Annotated in this window: 30 protein-coding genes; 28 read left to right on the forward strand and 2 right to left on the reverse strand. The window is 29.3% G+C overall.

Annotation, left to right across the window (positions count from 1 at the left end):
• Positions 1 to 52 precede the first annotated feature (52 nt).
• From G9F70_RS13225 to G9F70_RS13355, 27 genes are all read left to right on the forward strand, one after another.
• A complete protein-coding gene (locus tag G9F70_RS13225) occupies positions 53 to 880 on the forward strand; it encodes an MBL fold metallo-hydrolase (RefSeq protein WP_164946141.1) in 828 nt (275 codons plus the stop codon).
• Between the two features lie 20 nt (positions 881 to 900).
• A complete protein-coding gene (locus G9F70_RS13230) occupies positions 901 to 1,554 on the forward strand; it encodes a Type 1 glutamine amidotransferase-like domain-containing protein (RefSeq protein ID WP_164946142.1) in 654 nt (217 codons plus the stop codon).
• A gap of 55 nt (positions 1,555 to 1,609) precedes the next feature.
• Positions 1,610 to 2,086 carry a GNAT family N-acetyltransferase gene (locus G9F70_RS13235; RefSeq protein ID WP_164946143.1) on the forward strand — a complete coding sequence of 159 codons (477 nt, stop codon included), beginning with the start codon at positions 1,610 to 1,612 and terminating at the stop codon, positions 2,084 to 2,086.
• Positions 2,087 to 2,107: 21 nt separating this feature from the next.
• Complete coding sequence (locus G9F70_RS13240) at positions 2,108 to 2,605, forward strand: cupin domain-containing protein (RefSeq protein WP_164946144.1); 498 nt, start codon at positions 2,108 to 2,110, stop codon at positions 2,603 to 2,605.
• A 76-nt stretch (positions 2,606 to 2,681) separates the two neighbouring features.
• Positions 2,682 to 3,302 carry an HD domain-containing protein gene (locus tag G9F70_RS13245; RefSeq protein ID WP_164946145.1) on the forward strand — a complete coding sequence of 207 codons (621 nt, stop codon included), beginning with the start codon at positions 2,682 to 2,684 and terminating at the stop codon, positions 3,300 to 3,302.
• 89 nt (positions 3,303 to 3,391) lie between these two features.
• Positions 3,392 to 3,847: a GNAT family N-acetyltransferase gene (locus G9F70_RS13250; RefSeq protein ID WP_164946146.1), complete on the forward strand. Its 456-nt coding sequence runs from the start codon at positions 3,392 to 3,394 to the stop codon at positions 3,845 to 3,847.
• Positions 3,848 to 3,945: 98 nt separating this feature from the next.
• Complete coding sequence (locus G9F70_RS13255) at positions 3,946 to 4,497, forward strand: GNAT family N-acetyltransferase (protein ID WP_164946147.1); 552 nt, start codon at positions 3,946 to 3,948, stop codon at positions 4,495 to 4,497.
• Positions 4,498 to 4,504: 7 nt separating this feature from the next.
• Positions 4,505 to 4,681, forward strand: coding sequence for a DUF6199 family natural product biosynthesis protein (locus G9F70_RS13260; RefSeq protein ID WP_164946148.1), 177 nt, complete (start codon positions 4,505 to 4,507; stop codon positions 4,679 to 4,681).
• Positions 4,682 to 5,074: 393 nt separating this feature from the next.
• Positions 5,075 to 5,575: a hypothetical protein gene (locus G9F70_RS13265; RefSeq protein ID WP_164946149.1), complete on the forward strand. Its 501-nt coding sequence runs from the start codon at positions 5,075 to 5,077 to the stop codon at positions 5,573 to 5,575.
• Between the two features lie 148 nt (positions 5,576 to 5,723).
• Positions 5,724 to 6,284, forward strand: coding sequence for a hypothetical protein (locus tag G9F70_RS13270; protein WP_164946150.1), 561 nt, complete (start codon positions 5,724 to 5,726; stop codon positions 6,282 to 6,284).
• A gap of 185 nt (positions 6,285 to 6,469) precedes the next feature.
• Positions 6,470 to 7,066, forward strand: a complete 597-nt coding sequence (locus tag G9F70_RS13275) for a YdcF family protein (protein ID WP_164946151.1) — start codon at positions 6,470 to 6,472, stop codon at positions 7,064 to 7,066.
• Positions 7,067 to 7,148: 82 nt separating this feature from the next.
• Positions 7,149 to 7,601, forward strand: coding sequence for a DUF4829 domain-containing protein (locus G9F70_RS13280; RefSeq protein ID WP_224617568.1), 453 nt, complete (start codon positions 7,149 to 7,151; stop codon positions 7,599 to 7,601).
• Positions 7,602 to 7,651: 50 nt separating this feature from the next.
• The gene (locus tag G9F70_RS13285) at positions 7,652 to 8,263 is read left to right on the forward strand and encodes an SGNH/GDSL hydrolase family protein (protein ID WP_164946153.1); all 612 of its coding nucleotides are present in this window, start codon (positions 7,652 to 7,654) and stop codon (positions 8,261 to 8,263) included.
• Between the two features lie 47 nt (positions 8,264 to 8,310).
• Positions 8,311 to 8,943: a hypothetical protein gene (locus G9F70_RS13290; protein ID WP_164946154.1), complete on the forward strand. Its 633-nt coding sequence runs from the start codon at positions 8,311 to 8,313 to the stop codon at positions 8,941 to 8,943.
• A gap of 46 nt (positions 8,944 to 8,989) precedes the next feature.
• On the forward strand, positions 8,990 to 9,322 hold the full coding sequence (locus G9F70_RS13295; protein ID WP_164946155.1) for a hypothetical protein: 333 nt from the start codon (positions 8,990 to 8,992) through the stop codon (positions 9,320 to 9,322).
• A gap of 91 nt (positions 9,323 to 9,413) precedes the next feature.
• Positions 9,414 to 9,800, forward strand: a complete 387-nt coding sequence (locus tag G9F70_RS13300) for a hypothetical protein (protein ID WP_164946156.1) — start codon at positions 9,414 to 9,416, stop codon at positions 9,798 to 9,800.
• Positions 9,801 to 9,880: 80 nt separating this feature from the next.
• A complete protein-coding gene (locus G9F70_RS13305; protein ID WP_224617856.1) occupies positions 9,881 to 9,967 on the forward strand; it encodes a MerR family DNA-binding transcriptional regulator in 87 nt (28 codons plus the stop codon).
• A 69-nt stretch (positions 9,968 to 10,036) separates the two neighbouring features.
• Entirely contained in the window at positions 10,037 to 10,234 is a 198-nt protein-coding gene (locus G9F70_RS13310; RefSeq protein WP_224617569.1) for a hypothetical protein, read from the forward strand.
• On the forward strand, positions 10,231 to 10,791 hold the full coding sequence (locus G9F70_RS13315; protein ID WP_224617570.1) for a methyltransferase domain-containing protein: 561 nt from the start codon (positions 10,231 to 10,233) through the stop codon (positions 10,789 to 10,791). The genes G9F70_RS13310 and G9F70_RS13315 overlap by 4 nt, the downstream gene beginning before the upstream one ends.
• A gap of 72 nt (positions 10,792 to 10,863) precedes the next feature.
• Positions 10,864 to 11,049 carry a hypothetical protein gene (locus G9F70_RS13320; protein WP_164946157.1) on the forward strand — a complete coding sequence of 62 codons (186 nt, stop codon included), beginning with the start codon at positions 10,864 to 10,866 and terminating at the stop codon, positions 11,047 to 11,049.
• Between the two features lie 18 nt (positions 11,050 to 11,067).
• Positions 11,068 to 11,637, forward strand: a complete 570-nt coding sequence (locus G9F70_RS13325) for a histidine phosphatase family protein (protein ID WP_164946158.1) — start codon at positions 11,068 to 11,070, stop codon at positions 11,635 to 11,637.
• Between the two features lie 244 nt (positions 11,638 to 11,881).
• On the forward strand, positions 11,882 to 12,637 hold the full coding sequence (locus G9F70_RS13330) for a 5'-methylthioadenosine/S-adenosylhomocysteine nucleosidase (protein ID WP_164946159.1): 756 nt from the start codon (positions 11,882 to 11,884) through the stop codon (positions 12,635 to 12,637).
• Between the two features lie 244 nt (positions 12,638 to 12,881).
• A complete protein-coding gene (locus tag G9F70_RS13335) occupies positions 12,882 to 13,430 on the forward strand; it encodes a GNAT family N-acetyltransferase (RefSeq protein WP_164946160.1) in 549 nt (182 codons plus the stop codon).
• 76 nt (positions 13,431 to 13,506) lie between these two features.
• Positions 13,507 to 14,088 carry a non-canonical purine NTP pyrophosphatase gene (locus tag G9F70_RS13340; protein ID WP_164946161.1) on the forward strand — a complete coding sequence of 194 codons (582 nt, stop codon included), beginning with the start codon at positions 13,507 to 13,509 and terminating at the stop codon, positions 14,086 to 14,088.
• Positions 14,089 to 14,165: 77 nt separating this feature from the next.
• Entirely contained in the window at positions 14,166 to 14,801 is a 636-nt protein-coding gene (locus G9F70_RS13345; RefSeq protein ID WP_164946162.1) for a tRNA-uridine aminocarboxypropyltransferase, read from the forward strand.
• Between the two features lie 25 nt (positions 14,802 to 14,826).
• Positions 14,827 to 16,218: a sodium:solute symporter gene (locus G9F70_RS13350; protein WP_164946163.1), complete on the forward strand. Its 1,392-nt coding sequence runs from the start codon at positions 14,827 to 14,829 to the stop codon at positions 16,216 to 16,218.
• A 69-nt stretch (positions 16,219 to 16,287) separates the two neighbouring features.
• The gene (locus G9F70_RS13355; RefSeq protein WP_164946164.1) at positions 16,288 to 16,590 is read left to right on the forward strand and encodes an MGMT family protein; all 303 of its coding nucleotides are present in this window, start codon (positions 16,288 to 16,290) and stop codon (positions 16,588 to 16,590) included.
• Positions 16,591 to 16,693: 103 nt separating this feature from the next.
• Here the strand turns inward: G9F70_RS13355 and G9F70_RS13360 are convergent, their stop codons facing one another.
• The gene (locus G9F70_RS13360) at positions 16,694 to 17,503 is read right to left on the reverse strand and encodes a MerR family transcriptional regulator (protein ID WP_164946165.1); all 810 of its coding nucleotides are present in this window, start codon (positions 17,501 to 17,503) and stop codon (positions 16,694 to 16,696) included.
• A gap of 103 nt (positions 17,504 to 17,606) precedes the next feature.
• Here G9F70_RS13360 and G9F70_RS13365 point away from each other — a divergent pair, with 103 nt between their 5' ends.
• Entirely contained in the window at positions 17,607 to 19,013 is a 1,407-nt protein-coding gene (locus tag G9F70_RS13365; RefSeq protein WP_224617571.1) for an MATE family efflux transporter, read from the forward strand.
• A gap of 111 nt (positions 19,014 to 19,124) precedes the next feature.
• On the opposite strand, the gene G9F70_RS13370 is transcribed toward G9F70_RS13365, so the two are convergent.
• Positions 19,125 to 19,331: a DUF378 domain-containing protein gene (locus G9F70_RS13370; protein WP_164946166.1), complete on the reverse strand. Its 207-nt coding sequence runs from the start codon at positions 19,329 to 19,331 to the stop codon at positions 19,125 to 19,127.
• Positions 19,332 to 19,558 lie beyond the last annotated feature (227 nt).

The raw sequence follows: 19,558 nt of genomic DNA on the forward strand, positions 1-19,558 counted from the left end.
GCCTTTTACACTCCAAATATTTTACCGAGTATTTAATCTAAAGGAGATATTTATGAAAGTTATAACATTGTTTGAAAATAGAACTATCTCAAAAGAATATAAATGTAAGCATGGCTTATCATTGTATATAGAAACAGCTAATCATAAGATATTATTTGATACTGGAACAGATCAATCCTTTGCCTATAATGCTAGTAAGTTAGGTGTGAACCTGGAAGATATAGACATAGCCGTTATATCTCATGGACATTATGATCATGGTGGTGGACTAGAAACATTTTTAAAACTCAATAATAAAGCAAAGATTTACATGGGCAAGGGCGCATTTGATAATCATCTAGTAAAATTGCTTGGGATTATTAAGTTTAATATAGGCTTGAAGAAAGAATTAATCAGTAATAATAGGTTTGTGTTCGTAGATGGGATGACGATAATAGATGATGAGATTACTTTATTTGGTGACGTTAAAGGTAATAAACTGCAGCCTAAAGGTAATGATAGGCTATTAAAAGAATGTAGTAACAAATCCATAGAAAAAGATGATTTTGAACATGAAATAAACCTATTGATTAATGAAGATAACAAAAATAGTCTATTTTGTGGATGTGCTCACAAAGGTATTATTAATATAATTGAGAGAACTAAAGATTTCATAGATAGAGATCTAAACACAGTAATTGGTGGATTTCATTTAATGAGAATGAATATTAAAAATCAAGATTCTAAAGCATTCTTAAATAATCTTTCAGCAAATCTAATTAGCAGTGGTGTTGATAAGTATTATACTTGCCATTGTACTGGTGAAAAAGCTTATAGTTATTTAAGTAAAACCATGAACAATTTAAATGAGTTAAAAACAGGAATGGTTATTGAAGTGTAAATAGAAAGGTAAGTGGAATTATGAATTTAGTTTTATATAGTAAATTAGAATCCCAAATAAATATAGATACACAAGATAAAATAAATAAAGCCTTATTAGAAATGGTGAATAATGCTGATGCAACAGTTGGATTAATTGAACATACTACAGATAAAGAGAATAAATATTACAAAAGAAATGTTGATTTCTACAATAAATTAGGTGTTTATAATATACTACGTTTTGATTTAGATGAGAGATATGATCAACTATTTGAGGAAAAGTTATTTAAATGCGATATCATTCACTTGCCAGGGGGAAATACCTATTACTTTTTATCTATGCTTAAAAAGCGAAACATGATATACAGATTGCAGGAGTATATTAAAGGTGGAGGTATAATAGTAGGGGTTAGTGCAGGTGCTCTTATGGTATCACCTACTATCGGTAGCGCACAGTTTGGGGATGAAAACCATGTAGATTTGGGTGATTTGTCGGCTTTAGGATTAGTACCTTTTGAAATAATGCCCCATTGGAATAGATGGTCTCGATATTTAGCTGACTTGCAAAAGTACTCACTAAGCAACAATGTTAATATTTATACTGTATGCGATGGTGAAGGTATAATAGTTCAAGGAGATTATATAAAACTATATGGTGATATTGGAATTATTGAGAATGGAGTTTATATTTAAACAAATGATTTATGTGTAATGCTACATTACACCGATAACAAAAAAGGAGTTTTAGATGAATAATAAAATAACATATTTAAAGATATATCCCGTTGATTATGAAATACTAACAAGTATAATGACTTCTGCATTTAATGAAGATACATTTATGCACACTGATTTGGAAGAAGATGGTCCTTCAGGATACAATGACGGTCGCTTAATTAAATGGCTCAATGAACATAAAGATTTTGAAAGCTATAAAATAGTTTATAATAATACTACCATTGGTGCTTATACTGTTGCGATTAATCTCAATTGTGAATACAGTTTGGAAATGTTATTTATTGATCCAAAATACAGAAAAAATCATCTGGGAACTATAGTGTGGAAAGATATAGAAAAAAAATATATAGATGCAAAAAAATGGACGGTTGAAACACCTGATTATTCAAAAAGAAACCACCACTTTTACACTGAAAATTGTGGTTTCGTATTTAGTAGAGAAAACATATGCGATAATGACTGTAAATCTTTCATTTTTGAGAAATAATTTTAGAAAAGGAGATTTTATATGGCACAGATATTCACCGAAAAAAATATGTCATTTGAACTCAGACAATCACCTATTCCAGAATTCTCTTGGCATACCAGTCAGAAGTTGTCAGAAATAGTTAAATCAAAGCATTTACAATTTGATGTAAGATCTCTTGATCCGGGTAAATATTCTTACCCCTATCATTTTCATAGAAACTCCGAAGAGATATTTGTAATTTTATCTGGAAAAGCTACACTTCGAACACCCAATAAATTTGTGGAATTAAATAAAGGTGATATTGTATTTTTTGAAATTGGACCAGAAGGTGCTCATCAACTTTATAATCATACAGCGGCACCATGCATGTTCATTGATATAGGTACTAGCGTTGGACTAGATGTCTGTGAATATCCTGATTCAGGAAAAATAAACATTTTACCATATCATGAGATATACCAAAGTAACCAAAAGGTTGATTATTATAAAGGTGAAGATAAAGTAAGTGAAAAATGGACGCTGGGAGATAAAACTTAGTTTCTAATTTATCTTTAATGATAGCATTTTTGAGTTTAAATTTTTAAAAGTTTATAATTTAGAGAGGAAGGATAAAATGAGAGAATTAAATTTAAGTGTACCTAGCATAGAAGAAGCAAAGTTGATTTTAGATGAAGGAAGTAAATTAAATCCAGGACCTTGGACAGAACATTCATTATATGTAGGCAAAGCGGCAGAATTAATTGCTAAAGAAGATAAGGAGCTAGACGGAAATATTGCATTAGTACTCGGAATGCTACATGATATAGGGAGACGATACGGTGTAACAAGTATGCGGCATAGTATAGATGGGTATAACTTTTCGATGAAAAAAGGATATGATTTATTAGCGAGAATTTGTATTTCTCATTCTTTCCCTTATAAAAACATTGATGCTGTATTTGGGAAATGGGATTGTTCAGATACGGAATACAAATTTGTTAAAGATTACTTAGATAATATTGATCTATCAGCTTATGATAAATTAATTCAATTATGTGACGCATTAGCTTTACCTACAGGCTATTGTTTAATTGAAAAAAGAATACTAGATGTTGCTTTGAGACATGGAGTAAATGAATATACAATTGAAAAATGGAAAGCAACCTTTGAAATACAAAAGCATTTTGAAGAAAGAATTGGTAAATCTATTTATAGTGTTTTGCCCAATGTTGTAGAAAATACTTTTAATTTTTAAAATGAAGATTAAAATTTTTTATTTAAATAATATAAAGCGAAAATCTTTACTTATTGTGAAGGCAGTCTAAATTTAATCTGGAGGGATTTATGAATATTTGTATAGTTGAAAAAAGTATAAAAGAACTTGAACTTATAAAGCCATTATGGGAGCAACTTAATTGTGTTCACTTTGATAAATCAATTTATTTTAAGAGTAAATTCGAAAAATTCACCTTTGATAAAAGAATCAAATCTATTTTTGAAAAAGCACAAACCGGTACTATAAAAATAGATATGCTTTGGAATAGTGAAACTGAGAATTATGTAGGATATTGTTTAAGTTCAATAAATGATAATTTAGGAGAAATAGAATCTATATATATTGAAAATGATTATCGGAAATTTGGGTTAGGTGGGAAACTTATGGAGAGTTCTTTGAATTGGTTCGAATTAAATAGAATAACAAATATTGAAATTGGTGTAGTTTATTCAAATGAGGAAGCATTGCCGTTTTACGAGCGCTATGGCTTTTATGTCGGAACCTATATTTTAAGAAGAAAATGATATTTATATAATAATGATTAATTAAGTGGAAGTTATAAAAAATTTAAAAAAATATCGTTATGTAAAAGCTATTGAGCAAAATTAATAAGGAGGAACTTATGAATAGTAGATTTTTAAAGTCCAATGGAGATTATGAATTAATCTCACTAAGAGAAGATTATCTTCAAGAACTTTTCAATTGGAACATTGCAGAAAAAGACTTTGAACAATATACTTGTCGCCCTCTCAACCTGCCACAACCATTTGATCAATATGCACATAAAACATTAAAGTCAATCTCTCAAGAAAAACAAAAGACCTACATATTAATCAAAAAAGCAGCTGAAAATAAACCCCTAGGAAAAATTACACTATTTGATTTTAATTCAAGAAATCATAGTGCCGAATTTGGATACTATATACCAAGTCGTAATAGAAAAAAGGGTTTAGGAATTATTCTATTGGCACAATTTATAGAGAAATCTTTCGCAGATAATAAATTGAATCTAAATAAAATATATGCAACAACGTCATCAAACAATATACCATCTATAAAACTTTTGGAGAAATTTGGTTTTAAATTGGATGGAAGGCTAAGAGAGCATTATTGGATTAATGAAGATAAATATGATCAACTTAACTATTCAATCCTTAAATGTGAATGGAGGTGAATTATGTATGAACTTTATTCTATTAATTTTAGGTGTTCTTGCAATTATATTTCCAAAACAAGCATTTATGTTTGGTAGAGGATGGATGTTTAAAGAAGGCACAGAACCAAGTGAATCTATTAAATATGTTGGTAGATTTATAGGAGTTTTTTTAATATTATTAGTATTATTAGGAAAGTTTTAATAGGTCGAATTATTATTGTTCTTTAATCGTAAATATGTGATATTTAAACAATTGTATAAATGGCTTATTAATGACCATCTACCTATAGGACAAGAGCAATTTAGATCAAAAGAATAAGAAACAATCCATTTCAAATAACGTAGTTGAGTATTTATTAAGATTAGAAACTTTTAAATATGAAGTTCCTGAAAAAGTAGAAGTAACATATGATAAGACTATGGGTATGTTTATTGCCTCAGTGAAGTTCGAAAATAATCCAAGGAAAGCTACAGTAATTGTTTCTGAAAAGAATGAAATACAAGATATAACTCAGTGAATTTTAAGATTAAATAATAGTTGAAAATTTTTAGGCATATATAATAATAAGGGGAAATAAGTTGGGAGTAATTTAATATGAGATTAAGTTACATGTTTTATTCGGTTTGCGCAATATTTATAATTAGTTTAATTGTAATATTAACTGCTGTAATAAGAGGCAATAAAGCTTTCAAAAGACTATTAATTATTATTATCCCACTAACAATTTTTTTTGTATTATATTTTTTGAATTATGACTTTAATATTTTTATGAAGAGTAATTTTTTTTCACGGCATACCTATACTGTTACCCATCTAGATAGTACAAAAGTAGATATACCATTACCCCCTAATTCTGTATGGCTATTTAAAACTCCAACTGATATTTATTATAGCAAGTATGATGTTAATAAGTGTAGGGAATTCTTTAATTCAGTGCTAAAGGAAATGAAACAAGATAATAAAATAAGCAACTATTATTATGATAATCATCAAAAGACTTACACTATAGAAATAAAAAGAAATCCGAATATAAAAATCAATCTTATTGGAGATAGTGATACTAGAAGATATGGAATTTCTAACCCTAACTATTAAATTCTAAATATCACAGACTAATAGAGAAAAACACAGTAAAATTAGTTCTCCATAGGATATGGCTTCAAAGAACAATACACTCAGTTTTACTTTTACTTAAGATGATAATGAACTAATATAAATTAATTCAATATTAGGGGGTAATTGTATGAATGAAAGTGGATTTAATAAATTCTATTGGGGATTTTTATTTACTATGCTCAGTTTTAGAATTCAAGGTTTTGATATTTTTCCTGATGTAGTTGGTTATTTATTCTTTGCTGCCGGCTTTAGCAATCTTATTTCAAATAGTAATTATTTTAGTATAGCTGCAAAATATAATATTCCTATGGTAATATTGTCCGTATTTTCATTTTATCAAGCACCTATCCAAGGTGGAGGTATTCATTTAGGCCCATTGGGCATATTTGGTATTCCTTTAGCAATTGCTTCATTTGTACTGAATTTATTAATTGTATATAATTTATTTATGGGAATTAAGGATATGGCGGAAGAACGAGAACAATCTGATTTAGTGAAAGAGTCTGATGAAAAATGGAATCAATATAAAGTGTTACAGATTGCAGCATTATGCTCATTTTTCTTTGTTTTCATACCTCTATTAGGCGTACTTTATATTATTGGAATTTTAGTAGCCTCAATACTAATTATAATAGGTATAATTAGCTTTATAAAAAGGTGCAGTGAAATTTTAAACACCTTGAAATGATTTACTACACTTTTATCCACCTTAGTTGGTGGATTTTTTTATATGGAATTGTGTAAATTTTTGGGTTATAATCTATATATAGGTTGACATTTACGCCATGGCAAAGTTACCTTCCAAAATCAAAGATAATAACCATCTTAAATTTTAAAACATTAGAAACAGCACACAATTTATATGGGGCTAGTATGAAAACAATTGATGATATTACGAATTTTATCTTTCTTGAGAGTAATCCTAAAAAAGCAGATATTATCTTTATACCTGGAGGATCTTATGCTGAATTAGCAGAAAACGCTACTGTACTCTGGAAAAGTGGATATGCGCCACTTATTCTTCCATCGGGTAAATACAGTGTTAAACGTGGACACTTTCCTAACCCATCATCAAAAGCAGAAAAATATAATGGCACATATAATACAGAATGGGATTTTTTAAGAGATGTTTTAATTGAAAATGGTGTTGATGAAAATCCAATTTTAAAAGAAGAAGATGCGCAGTTCACATATGAAAATGTGTTTAAATCTCGTGAAATTACAGACAAACTAAACTTACATATAAATAAAGCAATAATATGTTGTAAATCTTTCCACGCAAGACGTTGTTATATGTATTATAAATGGGCATACCCAGATACCGAATTAATTATTTGTCCATCGGTCGTTCAAGGAATAAACAGGGATACTTGGTTTACTACAGAGAATGGTGTAGAGAGAGTAATGGGTGAACTAATGAGATGTGGTTCACAGCTTAAAGATTATATTATGGAATTTGCTAAAGAGTAGTTTAAATTTCATTAAAAATATATATTAAAAAGGGGCGGTTATTATTAATAAGAAAATTGGATTAACAATTTTATGTTTGTTAATGATTATAACAGGATGTGCAACCAAAAATTCAAAGGATAAAAAAGTTCAAGTGACTTTCTTAAAGCCAAAGGAGGTTATAGAAGAATTTTATAAATATTATAACCAAAAGAATTTGAAGGGAATTAATACGTTAACAATAGAAAAATATCATTCTTCAGAATCAAGTTGGGGATTTGATAATTTAGAATATATTAAAGTTATTAATATATTTGAAGATACTGATCAAACAAATAAGGAAGTCTATCTACGCCAGATGAAAGAGAATCAGATAATAGATATGGAAAAAGAAAAATTAGAATTAGAAAATGTAGCTATTTTTAAAGTAGATTTTGAAGTCAAATATAAAAAAGAGGTGGTAGGTCCCAGCGACAGTGGGAGGGATGAATATAGTTATGCTTTAACTAGAAAAGATAAAAATTCACCTTGGCTAATAAGTTCTTTTGGACATTAATATAATCAAACAACATTAAAATCATGTCAAAATAACGGGAGGAAAAGCTATTGGATAAGCGAAAAATATTTGTTATAGGTGATAGTGTGTCAATACACTATGGTCCATATCTTAAGAATATGATAAAGCATAAATTTGAGTATGATAGAAAAAGGGGTATGAAGCAAGCGTTAACAGATTTAGACAAACCGATTGGAGCTAATGCAGGTGATAGTGGAATGATTATAGAGTATTTAGCAGGGGAATATATAAAAAATACAAAATACGAAATATTACTTATTAACTGTGGCTTACACGATGTTCGAATAGATAGAGATTCAAATAAAGTTCAGGTTGAATTGAAAGATTACAAGATGAATTTAATTAAGATAATTGAAATATCAAAAGCTATGGCTACTAAGACCATATGGGTTGGATTAACACCAGTTATAGATGAGATTCATAATTCAAGAAAAGAGGGGTTTTTAAGATATAATAAAGATGTTTATGCTTACGATACTGCTGCGAAAGAAATAATGGAGCAGTATAACATACCCTGTATCGATATGTATAACTTCACTAGGGATTTGGGAACTGATATTTATTCAGATCATGTTCATTTTAAAGAAGAAATTAGAGAACTGCAGGCAACACTTATTGCTGATTATTTGAATTGTATGTAAATCAAAGATAGTGTTAACACTATCAAAAATCTTTGGGAGGATTAGATATGAAAACATCAAACTCAAAAATACTTATTATAGTTTTGTCATTTGTTTTGTTATTATTAACCGGATGTGAACCACCTGAGACTAAAACAGAAAAGCCTGTAATTTATTTATACCCAACTTCGCAGCAGGAAGTTAGCGTAAATTTAGAATATAAAGGTAATCTTACTTGTACGTACCCAGAGTATAAAGATGGCTGGAAAGTAACAGCTAAGCCAGATGGCACATTAACTAATCTCGCTGACAACAGAGAATATTCATATTTGTACTGGGAAGGAATTTCTAATGATAAGTGGGATATGTCAAAGGGTTTTGTAGTGAAAGGATCTGAAAGCGAGAAATTTCTTCAAGAAAAGCTTGAGTACTTGGGATTAACACCAAAAGAATATAACGAATTTATAGTATATTGGCTTCCCGTTATGAAAGAGCATAAATATAATCTTATAACCTTTGCTGGAGAGGATTATGAAAATATAGCAAAGCTTACGATAACTCCAAAGCCTGATTCTATATTAAGGGTAATGATGGTCTTTAAGCCATTAAATAAGTCTATAAAAATAGACGAACAAGAGCTAAAACCATTTGTGAGAAATGGATTTACAGTTGTTGAGTGGGGCGGAACTGAATTAAAGTAAATTAGAAGGGGGAATACTTCATTATTTTAATGATATCAATAAATTAATGTCTATTCTTTATTCATTGTTAAAAGATAGTGGTGTAATGATTCTAAGTGATTTCCACCCCTTAAGAAAGTGTATTGATGAAGGCAATTTAGGACAAACACAAGGCAATTATTTTGCTAAGGAATTGCATAATGCCGATGTAGCATATAAACAATTCTTCAGCAAACAGGAACAAAGTGCTTTTCCAGACTGCTACCTTAGGTTTTATACACTTAGTGAGATTATAAATTCAGTTATTACAGTTGGTTTTGAATTAAAAAAATTCGATGAGCATCCTAAGTGGGAAATTAAAAATATACCAGGGGAATTTACTATTTTAGCTGTTAAGTAGCTAAAATAAATGGATATAATGTGCTATTATAGCAATTAAGAAATTTAATATTAGGTGGTGAGAATTTTGGAAAAACAATTAGACGAAATGAATGGTGAAGAATTCTGAAAAGGATATTAACTTCCCAATGACTATAAGCAATCCACAGTACTTTAAAGAAATTGTTGTTCAATTAAGGAACGATGGATTTTTGATAAATCATTTTGTATTATGCACTTCAAAGGAAACCTTACTTAAACGGCTAAGAGGACGTGGTGAAGGGAAAAATTCATGGGCTGCACAACAGATAGATAGTTGTATAAAAGGTTTCAGTAATGAAATATTTAAACAACATATAGATACAGAAAATTTGTCTATACAATGTGTAGTTAAAAAAATAGCATTGTTATCAAATATAACTTTATTGTCTGATAATCGAAGTAAAGTTAGAAAAGTATATGACCGCATTATAACACAATTAAAAAATGTTGAATTATAACATTCAGCTAAAAATATTCTAAATATATGTTGACTCTAACCTAAGGTAGGGGCTTAAAATAACTACAAGGGGGTGATATCTTGAAAATCAGTGAGTTCGCAGAAAGAGCGGAAGTAACTGTAAAAACATTACTTCATTATGATAAAATCGGATTATTAAAACCATGACAAAGAACTGACTCGGGCTATAGAGTTTATTGTGAAGAGGATTTTTTAATACTTCAACAGATTACTACTTTGAAATTTATTGGTTTGTCTTTAAATGATATAAGTCATATTTTATCTGAATCAGTAGGAAATTTAGAAAATATAATTCAAGTTCAAAAGATAGCTTTAGAGGAAAAGAAAAAACATATAGAATCAGTTATAACCGTCTTTAATAAAGCCGAAAATCAAATAAAAGAAAATGGAATCATTGGTGCTTTAATCAAATGAAGTTCCCCAATAAAGCAAAAATACTGGAATTAGGTTGTGGTACTGGGGATTTGTGGAATAGAAACCGAGAAAATATAAATGAAGACTGGAGTATTACTGTATCCGATTTTTCTAAAGGTATGCTAGAAAGTACAAAAGAAAGCTTGAAACCAATTGGGCATAATTTTACATATGGGGTGATTGATGCACAAGACATTCCATATGAGGATGAAAGTTTTGATGTAGTAATTGCAAGGCGTATGCTTTATTTTGTTCCAGATATAGAAAAAGCCTTATGTGAGATAAAACGAATCCTTGTTAAGGGTGGTTTATTTTATGTAACTACTAATTCAAGTGTATCTATGGTTGAACTAAATGAGATTGTAGAAAAATTCGATTCTAAAATGGGATTAAATAAAATCGAAATTCTAATTGCCGAAGAAAACTTTAAAAGTAGGGCTCTTCCTGAAAAATATGGCTTTAAGGAAGAAGGTATCATTAGGGATGCAGAATGGTTAAATGACAAGTATGTTAACCACATTTTATATGGGATATTAAAAAGTGAGTGGAAATATTAATATATGATATGCCTGTTACTTTTATAAAAGTAACTTGTTCTTTACATTAACTTGAAAGAAGAGAATTAGAACGTGGAGATAGGACAGGCAAAAGCACAATTAAGCAATATGAATTTTAATGATATTTATGATTTAGAGGTAAATACATATGAAAATTCAATTGAAGAATGTGTAATAATTATTAAAAATGAAATGAAATTGCAGAATGAACAAAATGCATTTATAAAAATATATGAAAAATATCAGAAACATTGCTAAAAGAGGGGGAGAAGTGCAATGACAAAACTTATACTTATACGACATGGGGAGCCTGACTATAGTTTAGTAACAGAGCGAAACTTCAAGGGACATGGTATAGATTTGGCTCAGCTTACACCTAAAGGAATAGACCAAGCTATGAATATTGCTAAAGATAAGAGATTACAAGGAGCGAGCCTTATTGTATCCTCACCCTATACTAGAGCATTACAAACCGCAGCAATCATTTCAAAAGAAAGGTCACTTGATATAAGTATTGAGGTTGACATTCATGAGTGGGTACCAGATTTAACATTTAACAATGTATCTGATGAGGAAGTTAAAACTGCTAGTGAGGAATGCATTTGTTGTAAAGGTGAATATACTGATGACGATAAAAAAAGTTGGGAAAAACTTAGTGTAGTTGCAAGTAGATCTTTTAAAGGTTTAGAAAAATATTTGAGCTATGAAAAAATAATTGTGGTAACCCATGGTGTTGTGATGAGACAGTTTAAATATCATAATGACATCCCATATTGTGGAATCATCGAAATTGATTTTTATAAAGATTTTAAGTGGTGTGGATGGATTGAAAATATTTATAAATAAAATAATTTATGGAAAATCAGAAAGGAGAAGCATTGCAGCAACTTAGATTTATCGGATAGGCGAAATTAAATGGTAAAAAAAATAGGGATATTCCGGTTAAGGGGGAGTTTCATATGAGTTACCCATCATTAAATCATAAAAATTACATAGAATCTGTTTATAGGTTCTGTGAGATAAATCAGTTTTCAATGATATTGAAAGGTTCTTTAGCAAAGATATAGCAACAAAATACTCAGATATTGACTTGATAATTTTAGGAGCTATTACAAGGGGTGAAGTTGATAAACTAATTACTCTTTATGATAAACCTATAATGACTAATTTTACAGAAAACCCTAAAGGAATCTTAATTTTGGTCTATTCAAATAATATCTCCGTGGATTTAGATATAAGAGAAACAATATCACAAGAAGATTTTATAAACAGCAAAGTTCTTTTAAAATATGATAAAAACTATATCGTTAGGGACGAACCAGTTATTAGAAGAAGAGTCACTGCAATAGACAATTGGAAGCCTACTATAAATTTTGTTCTTGGCACATGTGGAGGGGTAGCAGAAAATCTACATATATTAGATGTAGTTATTGCAAATAAAACTGTCCAATATGATTGCATTGTTAAAATGGGAAAGGAAAGATCTTTATTTTATGAACCTTTGGTTACCTTAATAGATAACTCATGGATTGATTTTAATGCTTTTTCAGACAAGGTATATGAAGGAATTATAGCCACAGCAGACCAAGATCTAAACCTAGAATCATTAGAGAAACTCATAAAAGAAAATGTATTATGTGCTGATTGGGAGTCAGGAGCTATTGCATTTATATGTGCCTTAAATAACGTGGAATGCTGTATTGTAAGGGGTATAACTAATATTCCTGTTATTAAAGATGAAAATTCAGATGTAAATCAAGGAATTGATTATAGGGTTAATACTCCTAAAGTAATGGAAAAATTGCTGAAAAGTATTTTGCCTAAATTAATCTCTAGTTTTATTTAAAGCGGTTGTATAGGTTGGCTTGCAGCCTTAATATCTGAGTATGTTCATCTAACATTGAGTATGTGTATCTACTAATGCTGATAGAGGAATTTACACTGTATACTAAAATATATAAATTTTAGAACAAAATTAATAATGACAAGGTATTTTTAGAGGAAAGGGGATAACAAATGGCAACTTATATTCGTTATGCAAATCAGGATGAGAACTTAGATGATTCATTTGTAGAGATATGGAGAATATCATGTTAAGTATAATCCAAAATCAGTTACCAATTGAAGTGTCCGATAAATATTTAATCCGATATATAAGCAATGATGACAAAGAGGATCTTTTTCAAATATATAGTAATGAAAAAATAGCAAAATACGTTGTACGAAAAACTCACTGTTCTATAAAAGATACAGAGGGGTTTATACAATTAATAAACCAGCGAATGAAAGAGGAGAATAACATATATTTAGGTATTTGTGAAAAATATTCTAAAAAACTTATTGGGATAATAAGATTTCTTAAAAAAGAAGAACCAAGTACCATAACAATTGGGTATGCACTAAATGAAGATTACTGGGGACATGGTATAATATATACAGCAGTTAATAATTTAATTGAATTAATTAAGTTAGATGGGTCTTATACAAGAATACGTGCCACAGTAAAGCCAGAAAATATCAACTCTCAGAGATGTGTTGAAAAGCTTGGTTTTAAATTGTATGGAAAATTTAACAAAAGTGAAATTATAGATAATAAGCAAATAGAAACTGAAAGACTATTATATTATAGAATTTTATGATTTGTTTTATTAGTATTTGGATATAATTACCTAATTGATTATTAATAAACCTTAAGAAGGGCTTGGTGGTTAACAAATGAAGAAAATTATTTTTGTAACAAGTAATAAAGGGAAAATTGCATCAGTGCAAAGGGATTTGAAAAACATAAAGGTTTTAGCTTACAATGCAGACCTTATAGAGCCAAGGAGTGATGATATAAAAGAAATAGCTAAACAAAAGGTCTTACAAGCATATAAAATTGTAAAAAAACCTTGCATAGCATTGGACTCTGGATTTTTCATAAGTGAGTTAAATGGTTTTCCAAAGGCATATGTGAATCACATGTTAGAGACAATAGGAATAAATGGAGTATTAAAACTTATGGAAGGAATAAGCAATAGATATTGTGAGTTTAAATCTTGCTTGGCATATTATGATGGAATAAACCTAGAATTTTTTGAAAGTAAATCACCTGGTACAATTTCTGAAAGTATAAAAGGAAATGAAAATGAAAATAAGTGGTCTGATCTATGGTACATCTTTAAGCCAGAAAAGTTTAATAAAACTCTAGCGGAGTTTAGTGAAGATGACTTTAAAATATATGACGAGTTAAAGGAAGATTCATACATAAGGAAATTTGGAATTTGGTATGAAGGAATTCATCATAAACAATACTAAAAAAATGTTAAATTCAATTATGGATTTATAATTTATTGAGCAGAAAAAGTTTTCAATGTAGAAAGATTGGAGGAACTATGGATTGTATTTATAAAGTAAAGCCAATAACAAGTTTATATGATAGTTGTAATAAATGTGGTTTGCCAAAAATAAATTGCATTTGTAATAGCGCAGCTCAACTTGAAACTAATGCAAAGATTTGGATTTTATCAACTGAAAGAGAGTTTTACAGACCTTCTAACACGGCAAGGCTATTGAAGCTCATTAATCCACATTCAACTGAGATTTTTCTTTGGGAAAGGACAAATAAACCAGATAAATTAATTGAAAACATAAATAATGAAAACTACGAAACATATTTATTATTTCCAGTAGAAGATGATCAGGCACAGTGTAGAAAAGTTGAATATAAGAATACGGGAAAAATCCCTGCATTTATTTTAATAGATGGTACTTGGAAAGAAGCAGCAAAAATATTGAGAAAGAGTGATTACTTAAACAAACTACCTAGGATTTCATTAGAACCAAATTTCAAGTCTCAATATGATTTAAGAAGAGGTTCCAAAGAAGGAAACTTGTGCACAATAGAGGCTGCAATAGAAGTGTTGAAAATAAATAAAGAAATTGAAAATTCACAGTTTATAGATGAATTTTATAAGCTGTTTTTAAGGAGTTATAAAGCGGGAGCAAGTGGTCATAAATTAAAAGATTAAAAGGCTACTAAAGGAGAAGTACATAATGCTTATAATAAGTACCATTATTACATTGGTTATAACCGGAATAATTGGTTATTTATCAAAGTCAAAAGTTAAAACATCTAAGGATTTTACATCAGGTGGAAATAAACTTGGAGTCATGGGTGTTACAAGTGTGCTTATGGGTTCAATAATAGGTGGAGCATCTACTGTAGGAACTGCTCAGATGGCATATAATCGAGGAATTGGAGCAATATGGTTTATACTTGGACTTTCTATTGCAAGTATAATATTGGGATTATTTTATTCAAAGCAGGTAGATAAAAAATCTGCAGAAACAATTCCACAGATAATAGGAAATACGTATGGTAAAAAAGCAAGAACAGTATCTAGTATTTTATTATCTATAGGAATGTTTATACATATTAATGGACAAATTATAGCCTGTACTGCCTTGTTTACTGTAATATTTGGTATGAGCATTACTAAAACTGCAGTAATTGTTGTATGTCTGCTTGTAGTATATGTAGTATTTGGAGGCTTTTGGGGAAGCACCATGGTAGGTGCGGTAAAAACAATTCTTCTATATGGGACAAGTATTATATGTGGTATATTACTAATATTTAAGTTCAATGGAATTAGAGATATAACTTCTGTTTTGCCGCAAGAACCATGGTTTAATTTGTTTAGCGGAGGAGTGTCATCGGATTTAGCTTCTGGAATATCTACAATAGTTGGAGTATTGTCAACTCAAACTTATTTTCAATCTATAATGGCAGGAAAGAATTCTAAAACATCAAGAAGAGGTGCTTTTTTAGTAGCATTTCTAGTTCTTCCAGTTGGAATTGTATGTACAATGATTGGAATGTATATGAAAATTCATCATCCGAGTATTGTACCAAGTGAAGCATTTCCTTTGTTTCTTATGACTTATTTAAACCCTGTTTTAGGGGGAGTATGCATTGCAACTGTACTGATTTCATCTATAGCAACAGGAGCAGGTCTCACTTTAGGAATTGCAACTATGTTTGTTAGAGATATTTATAATCAATGTATAAACAAAAAAGCGGGAGATAAAAAACAACTTTATATCTTGAGAGGAACTATAATTTTTATTGGAATTATGACATTAATAATAGTAATAAATAATAAAGATTCTATGATACTTGATTGGGGTTTCCTTTCTATGATTTTTAGATCTACACCAATTTTTATTCCAGTTTTTGCAGCAATGTTTTTTAAAGACAAGATAAGAAGTAAGGCAGGTATATATTCTATAGTAGCTGGACCTCTGGCTAGTTTAATATGGATTTTATCAGGTCTCGGAAAAATAAATTCAATATATATAGGTTTAACTATTAGTATTTTTGTACTCTGGGGTATGAGTAAATTTTATAAATCTAAGCCTGCTATTGAAGATGCCTTACATAGATAAAAATGATAGAATCAAGATATGGTATATTTAACTGAAGCTTTAATATTTATTAACAGGAAGGGGTTTAAAATGGAACCTTTTACAGAACGAGTTGTAGAAATTATAAAAAACATACCTGAAGGTAAAGTTATGACATACGGTCAAATTGCAACCCTGGCTGGAAGCCCCAGAGGTGCTAGGCAGGTGGTTAGAGTTCTTCATACTTTAAGTGAAAAATATAAACTACCTTGGCATAGAGTTATAAATTCAAAAGGGGAGATTAGCATAGTGGATTATGAGTCTCGGAATTTACAAAAGGTGTTTCTGGAAAGTGAAGGTGTAAAATTCACTAGTAGTAATACTATAAATCTAAATGAATTTCAATATCATTAATGCGATAAATAATTAGAATAAAATCATCATCTTAGATGCTCCAATATTAACAACTTCCGAAAGGAGATTTAGACTCCCACGGTGGTTGTTTTACAATGAATGGTTATTTGCTTATTGGAATTTGTATTTCAGTTATAAATTCATCTGAAATACTAGTTTCATGAATATCAATTTTGTATATTTCAATAGGTTCCGATACAATCTTATAATTGTTTGCATTAATAAAATTAAAAATTTTATCTATATGCTGTTTGTTATCAGAGTAGGGACCTTTATACGAAAGACTTACGTAATAACCCTTACTCAGAATTAGGTTATAATTTGTATCAATAGAATCTAATAGGAAAAATACAGAATTATATTCATTATAGACCCCTTTATATAAGCTTTCTAAATTATATATTGCTCCTATTTTCGTATTACCTAAAAGATAAAACTTATCTTCATATTTCTTTTGAAGCTTTTTTACTAAATAATCCACCTCTTCATCCCTGCGAATTTCTCCATCTAGTCTAAGCGCCTTTCTTTCCTTTAAGTATATAACCTTAACCACATTTAATTCTGTGCTATCTTCAGCATAATTAATATTATCTATTCTTTTTATTACGGTATTTTTAAGCAGGCTTAAATCTAATATCTTATTATCGATAAGAGATATTTCTTCTTTTAGCATTTCCATAGTAGAGGCAATAGTTCTATTAGCTATGTATTCCTTGATTTTTTCCATAGAAAAGTTAAAGGTACGAAGTTCTTTTATTAGATTAAGCTTCCATATATCATTCATAGTGTAAAGCCTATAAGAATTAGAATCTCTTACTGGGTTTAGTATACCCATCTCTTCATAATACATTAGAGAGTCTCTACCTATTCCATAGATTTTAGATATTTCACCTATTTTATAATAATCTTTCACAAGAATCCTCCTTTTTAATAACTAAAAGATATAAGAATTAACAATAAATGCTTGACCTTAGTATTATACCAAGGTTTATCATTAGTATAAAGGGGATGATTTTTTGAATTCCGAAAAAAAACATAAAAAACTAATGAGAAAGAAGTTTATAAATTACTTATTACCTTCAGTTGTGGCTATGTGGGTGTACTCACTTTATACTATGGTAGATGGTATATTTGTTAGTTGGGGAGTAGGACCACTTGCCTTAGCTTCTGTAAATTTAGCAATGCCATTTATAAATTTTATATTTGCAACATCTATATTTTTTGCCACAGGAGCTTCAACTCTTATAGCCATAAATTTAGGCAAAGGTGAAAATAAAAAACCAAATGAAATCTTCACTATAAATTTTATTGCAATAATAGGAGTTGCAGTAGCCATAGTTATAATTACACTACTTAACTTAGAGAGCATAGCTGTTTTTCTTGGAGCTACCGATGCTACTATGACTTATGTAGTTGAATATCTTAAAATAATAACTATATTTAATGGATTTTTTATGACATCTTATTGCTTAGAGGTACTTACAAAGATAGATGGATTCCCATACCTGGCAATAGTTGGGGTAGTAATATCTGCATTAGTAAACATAGTTTTAGATTATTTATTTGTGATTAAATTTCAATGGGGAGTAAGTGGAGCAGCTTATGCTACTGGAATTTCTCAGGTTATGGCAACCCTATTTTATTTAGTGCATTTTAGTAGAAAAAAATCAAAATTAAAGTTTGTAAAATGTAAATTTAAGTTTTCTGTAATTAAAGAAATTTTATCTATAGGATTACCAGATGGATTAACAGAAGTAACAACAGGCATAGTTATATATGTGTTTAATCAAGTAATACTAAAAAAGCTAGGTGACAATGGTATTGTAACTTACAGCATTATTTCATATATAAACCTATTAGTACTTATGACTATGATAGGAATAACTCAAGGAATGCAGCCATTAACAAGCTTCTATTATGGCAAAGGGGATCGGCGAGCACTAAATACTTTATTTAAAATGAGTGCGAAAACTATAGCGTTTATATCTATACTAATATTTATTGTCATAAACGTTTTTACCCCTAACATAGTGGGCGTATTTATGGATGCAACAGCAAATGTGGAAAGTTTTAATTATTCCATAAGAGCCTTACGAATATTTTCATTATCTTTTATCTTAGTTGGATACAATATACTAATATCAGGGTACTTTGCATCAATAGCTAAGCCAAAGTATGCTACAATAATTTCTATATCTAGAGGTTTAGTAGCCATAAGTATATCATTGTTTTTAATGACTTTAATACTAGGTGAAACTGGCATATGGCTCGCAACCGCAATTTCCGAAGGTGTCACCCTTATTTTGTCATTATTTATACTTATAAAAAATAAAAATTTAAACGACATTTTAGAGGAAACATCCTCCATTTCTATAAGTGAAGGTACCTACTATAGTGAAGAGAAAACTTCAGTAGGAGTATAACTAACCTGTATCTTCTTTATTCCAAATACTTAAAAAGACTCCATAATAATTTATGGAGTCTTTTTGCTATAAATATTATACTATTACATATAATATTATAGAAAGTAGGATCTAATTTTTCTTATTCCTAAATATGAAAACAATAATATTTGCAGCGGCGAGTCCTACTAAAATATATATTGCTCTAGCAAGGAATGGGATAGATCCAAATATAAAACTAACTAGATTGAAATTCAATAATCCTAAAAGCCCCCAGTTTAATGCGCCTATCAATACAAATATAAAAGAAAGTTTGTCTATCATATTAAGTTTATACATAATTACCCCCAAACTATTATAATTGTTCTACTTGTTTAAATTATATTAGAAATATATTATTTTAGAACTATTTAATAATTTGTATAAAACATATATAATGTTATAGTAGGTAAATCTATATACTAAAAATATTTCGGAAAGTACAATAGAAATATACGAACATTTTCATTACTATTAATGATATTATATGCTATAATGTGAATGAAATTTATTTTATATTTTAATAT

The sequence above is a fragment of the Clostridium sp. FP1 genome, assembly GCF_011065975.2.
GTDB classification, from domain to species: domain Bacteria; phylum Bacillota; class Clostridia; order Clostridiales; family Clostridiaceae; genus Clostridium_AD; species Clostridium_AD tagluense.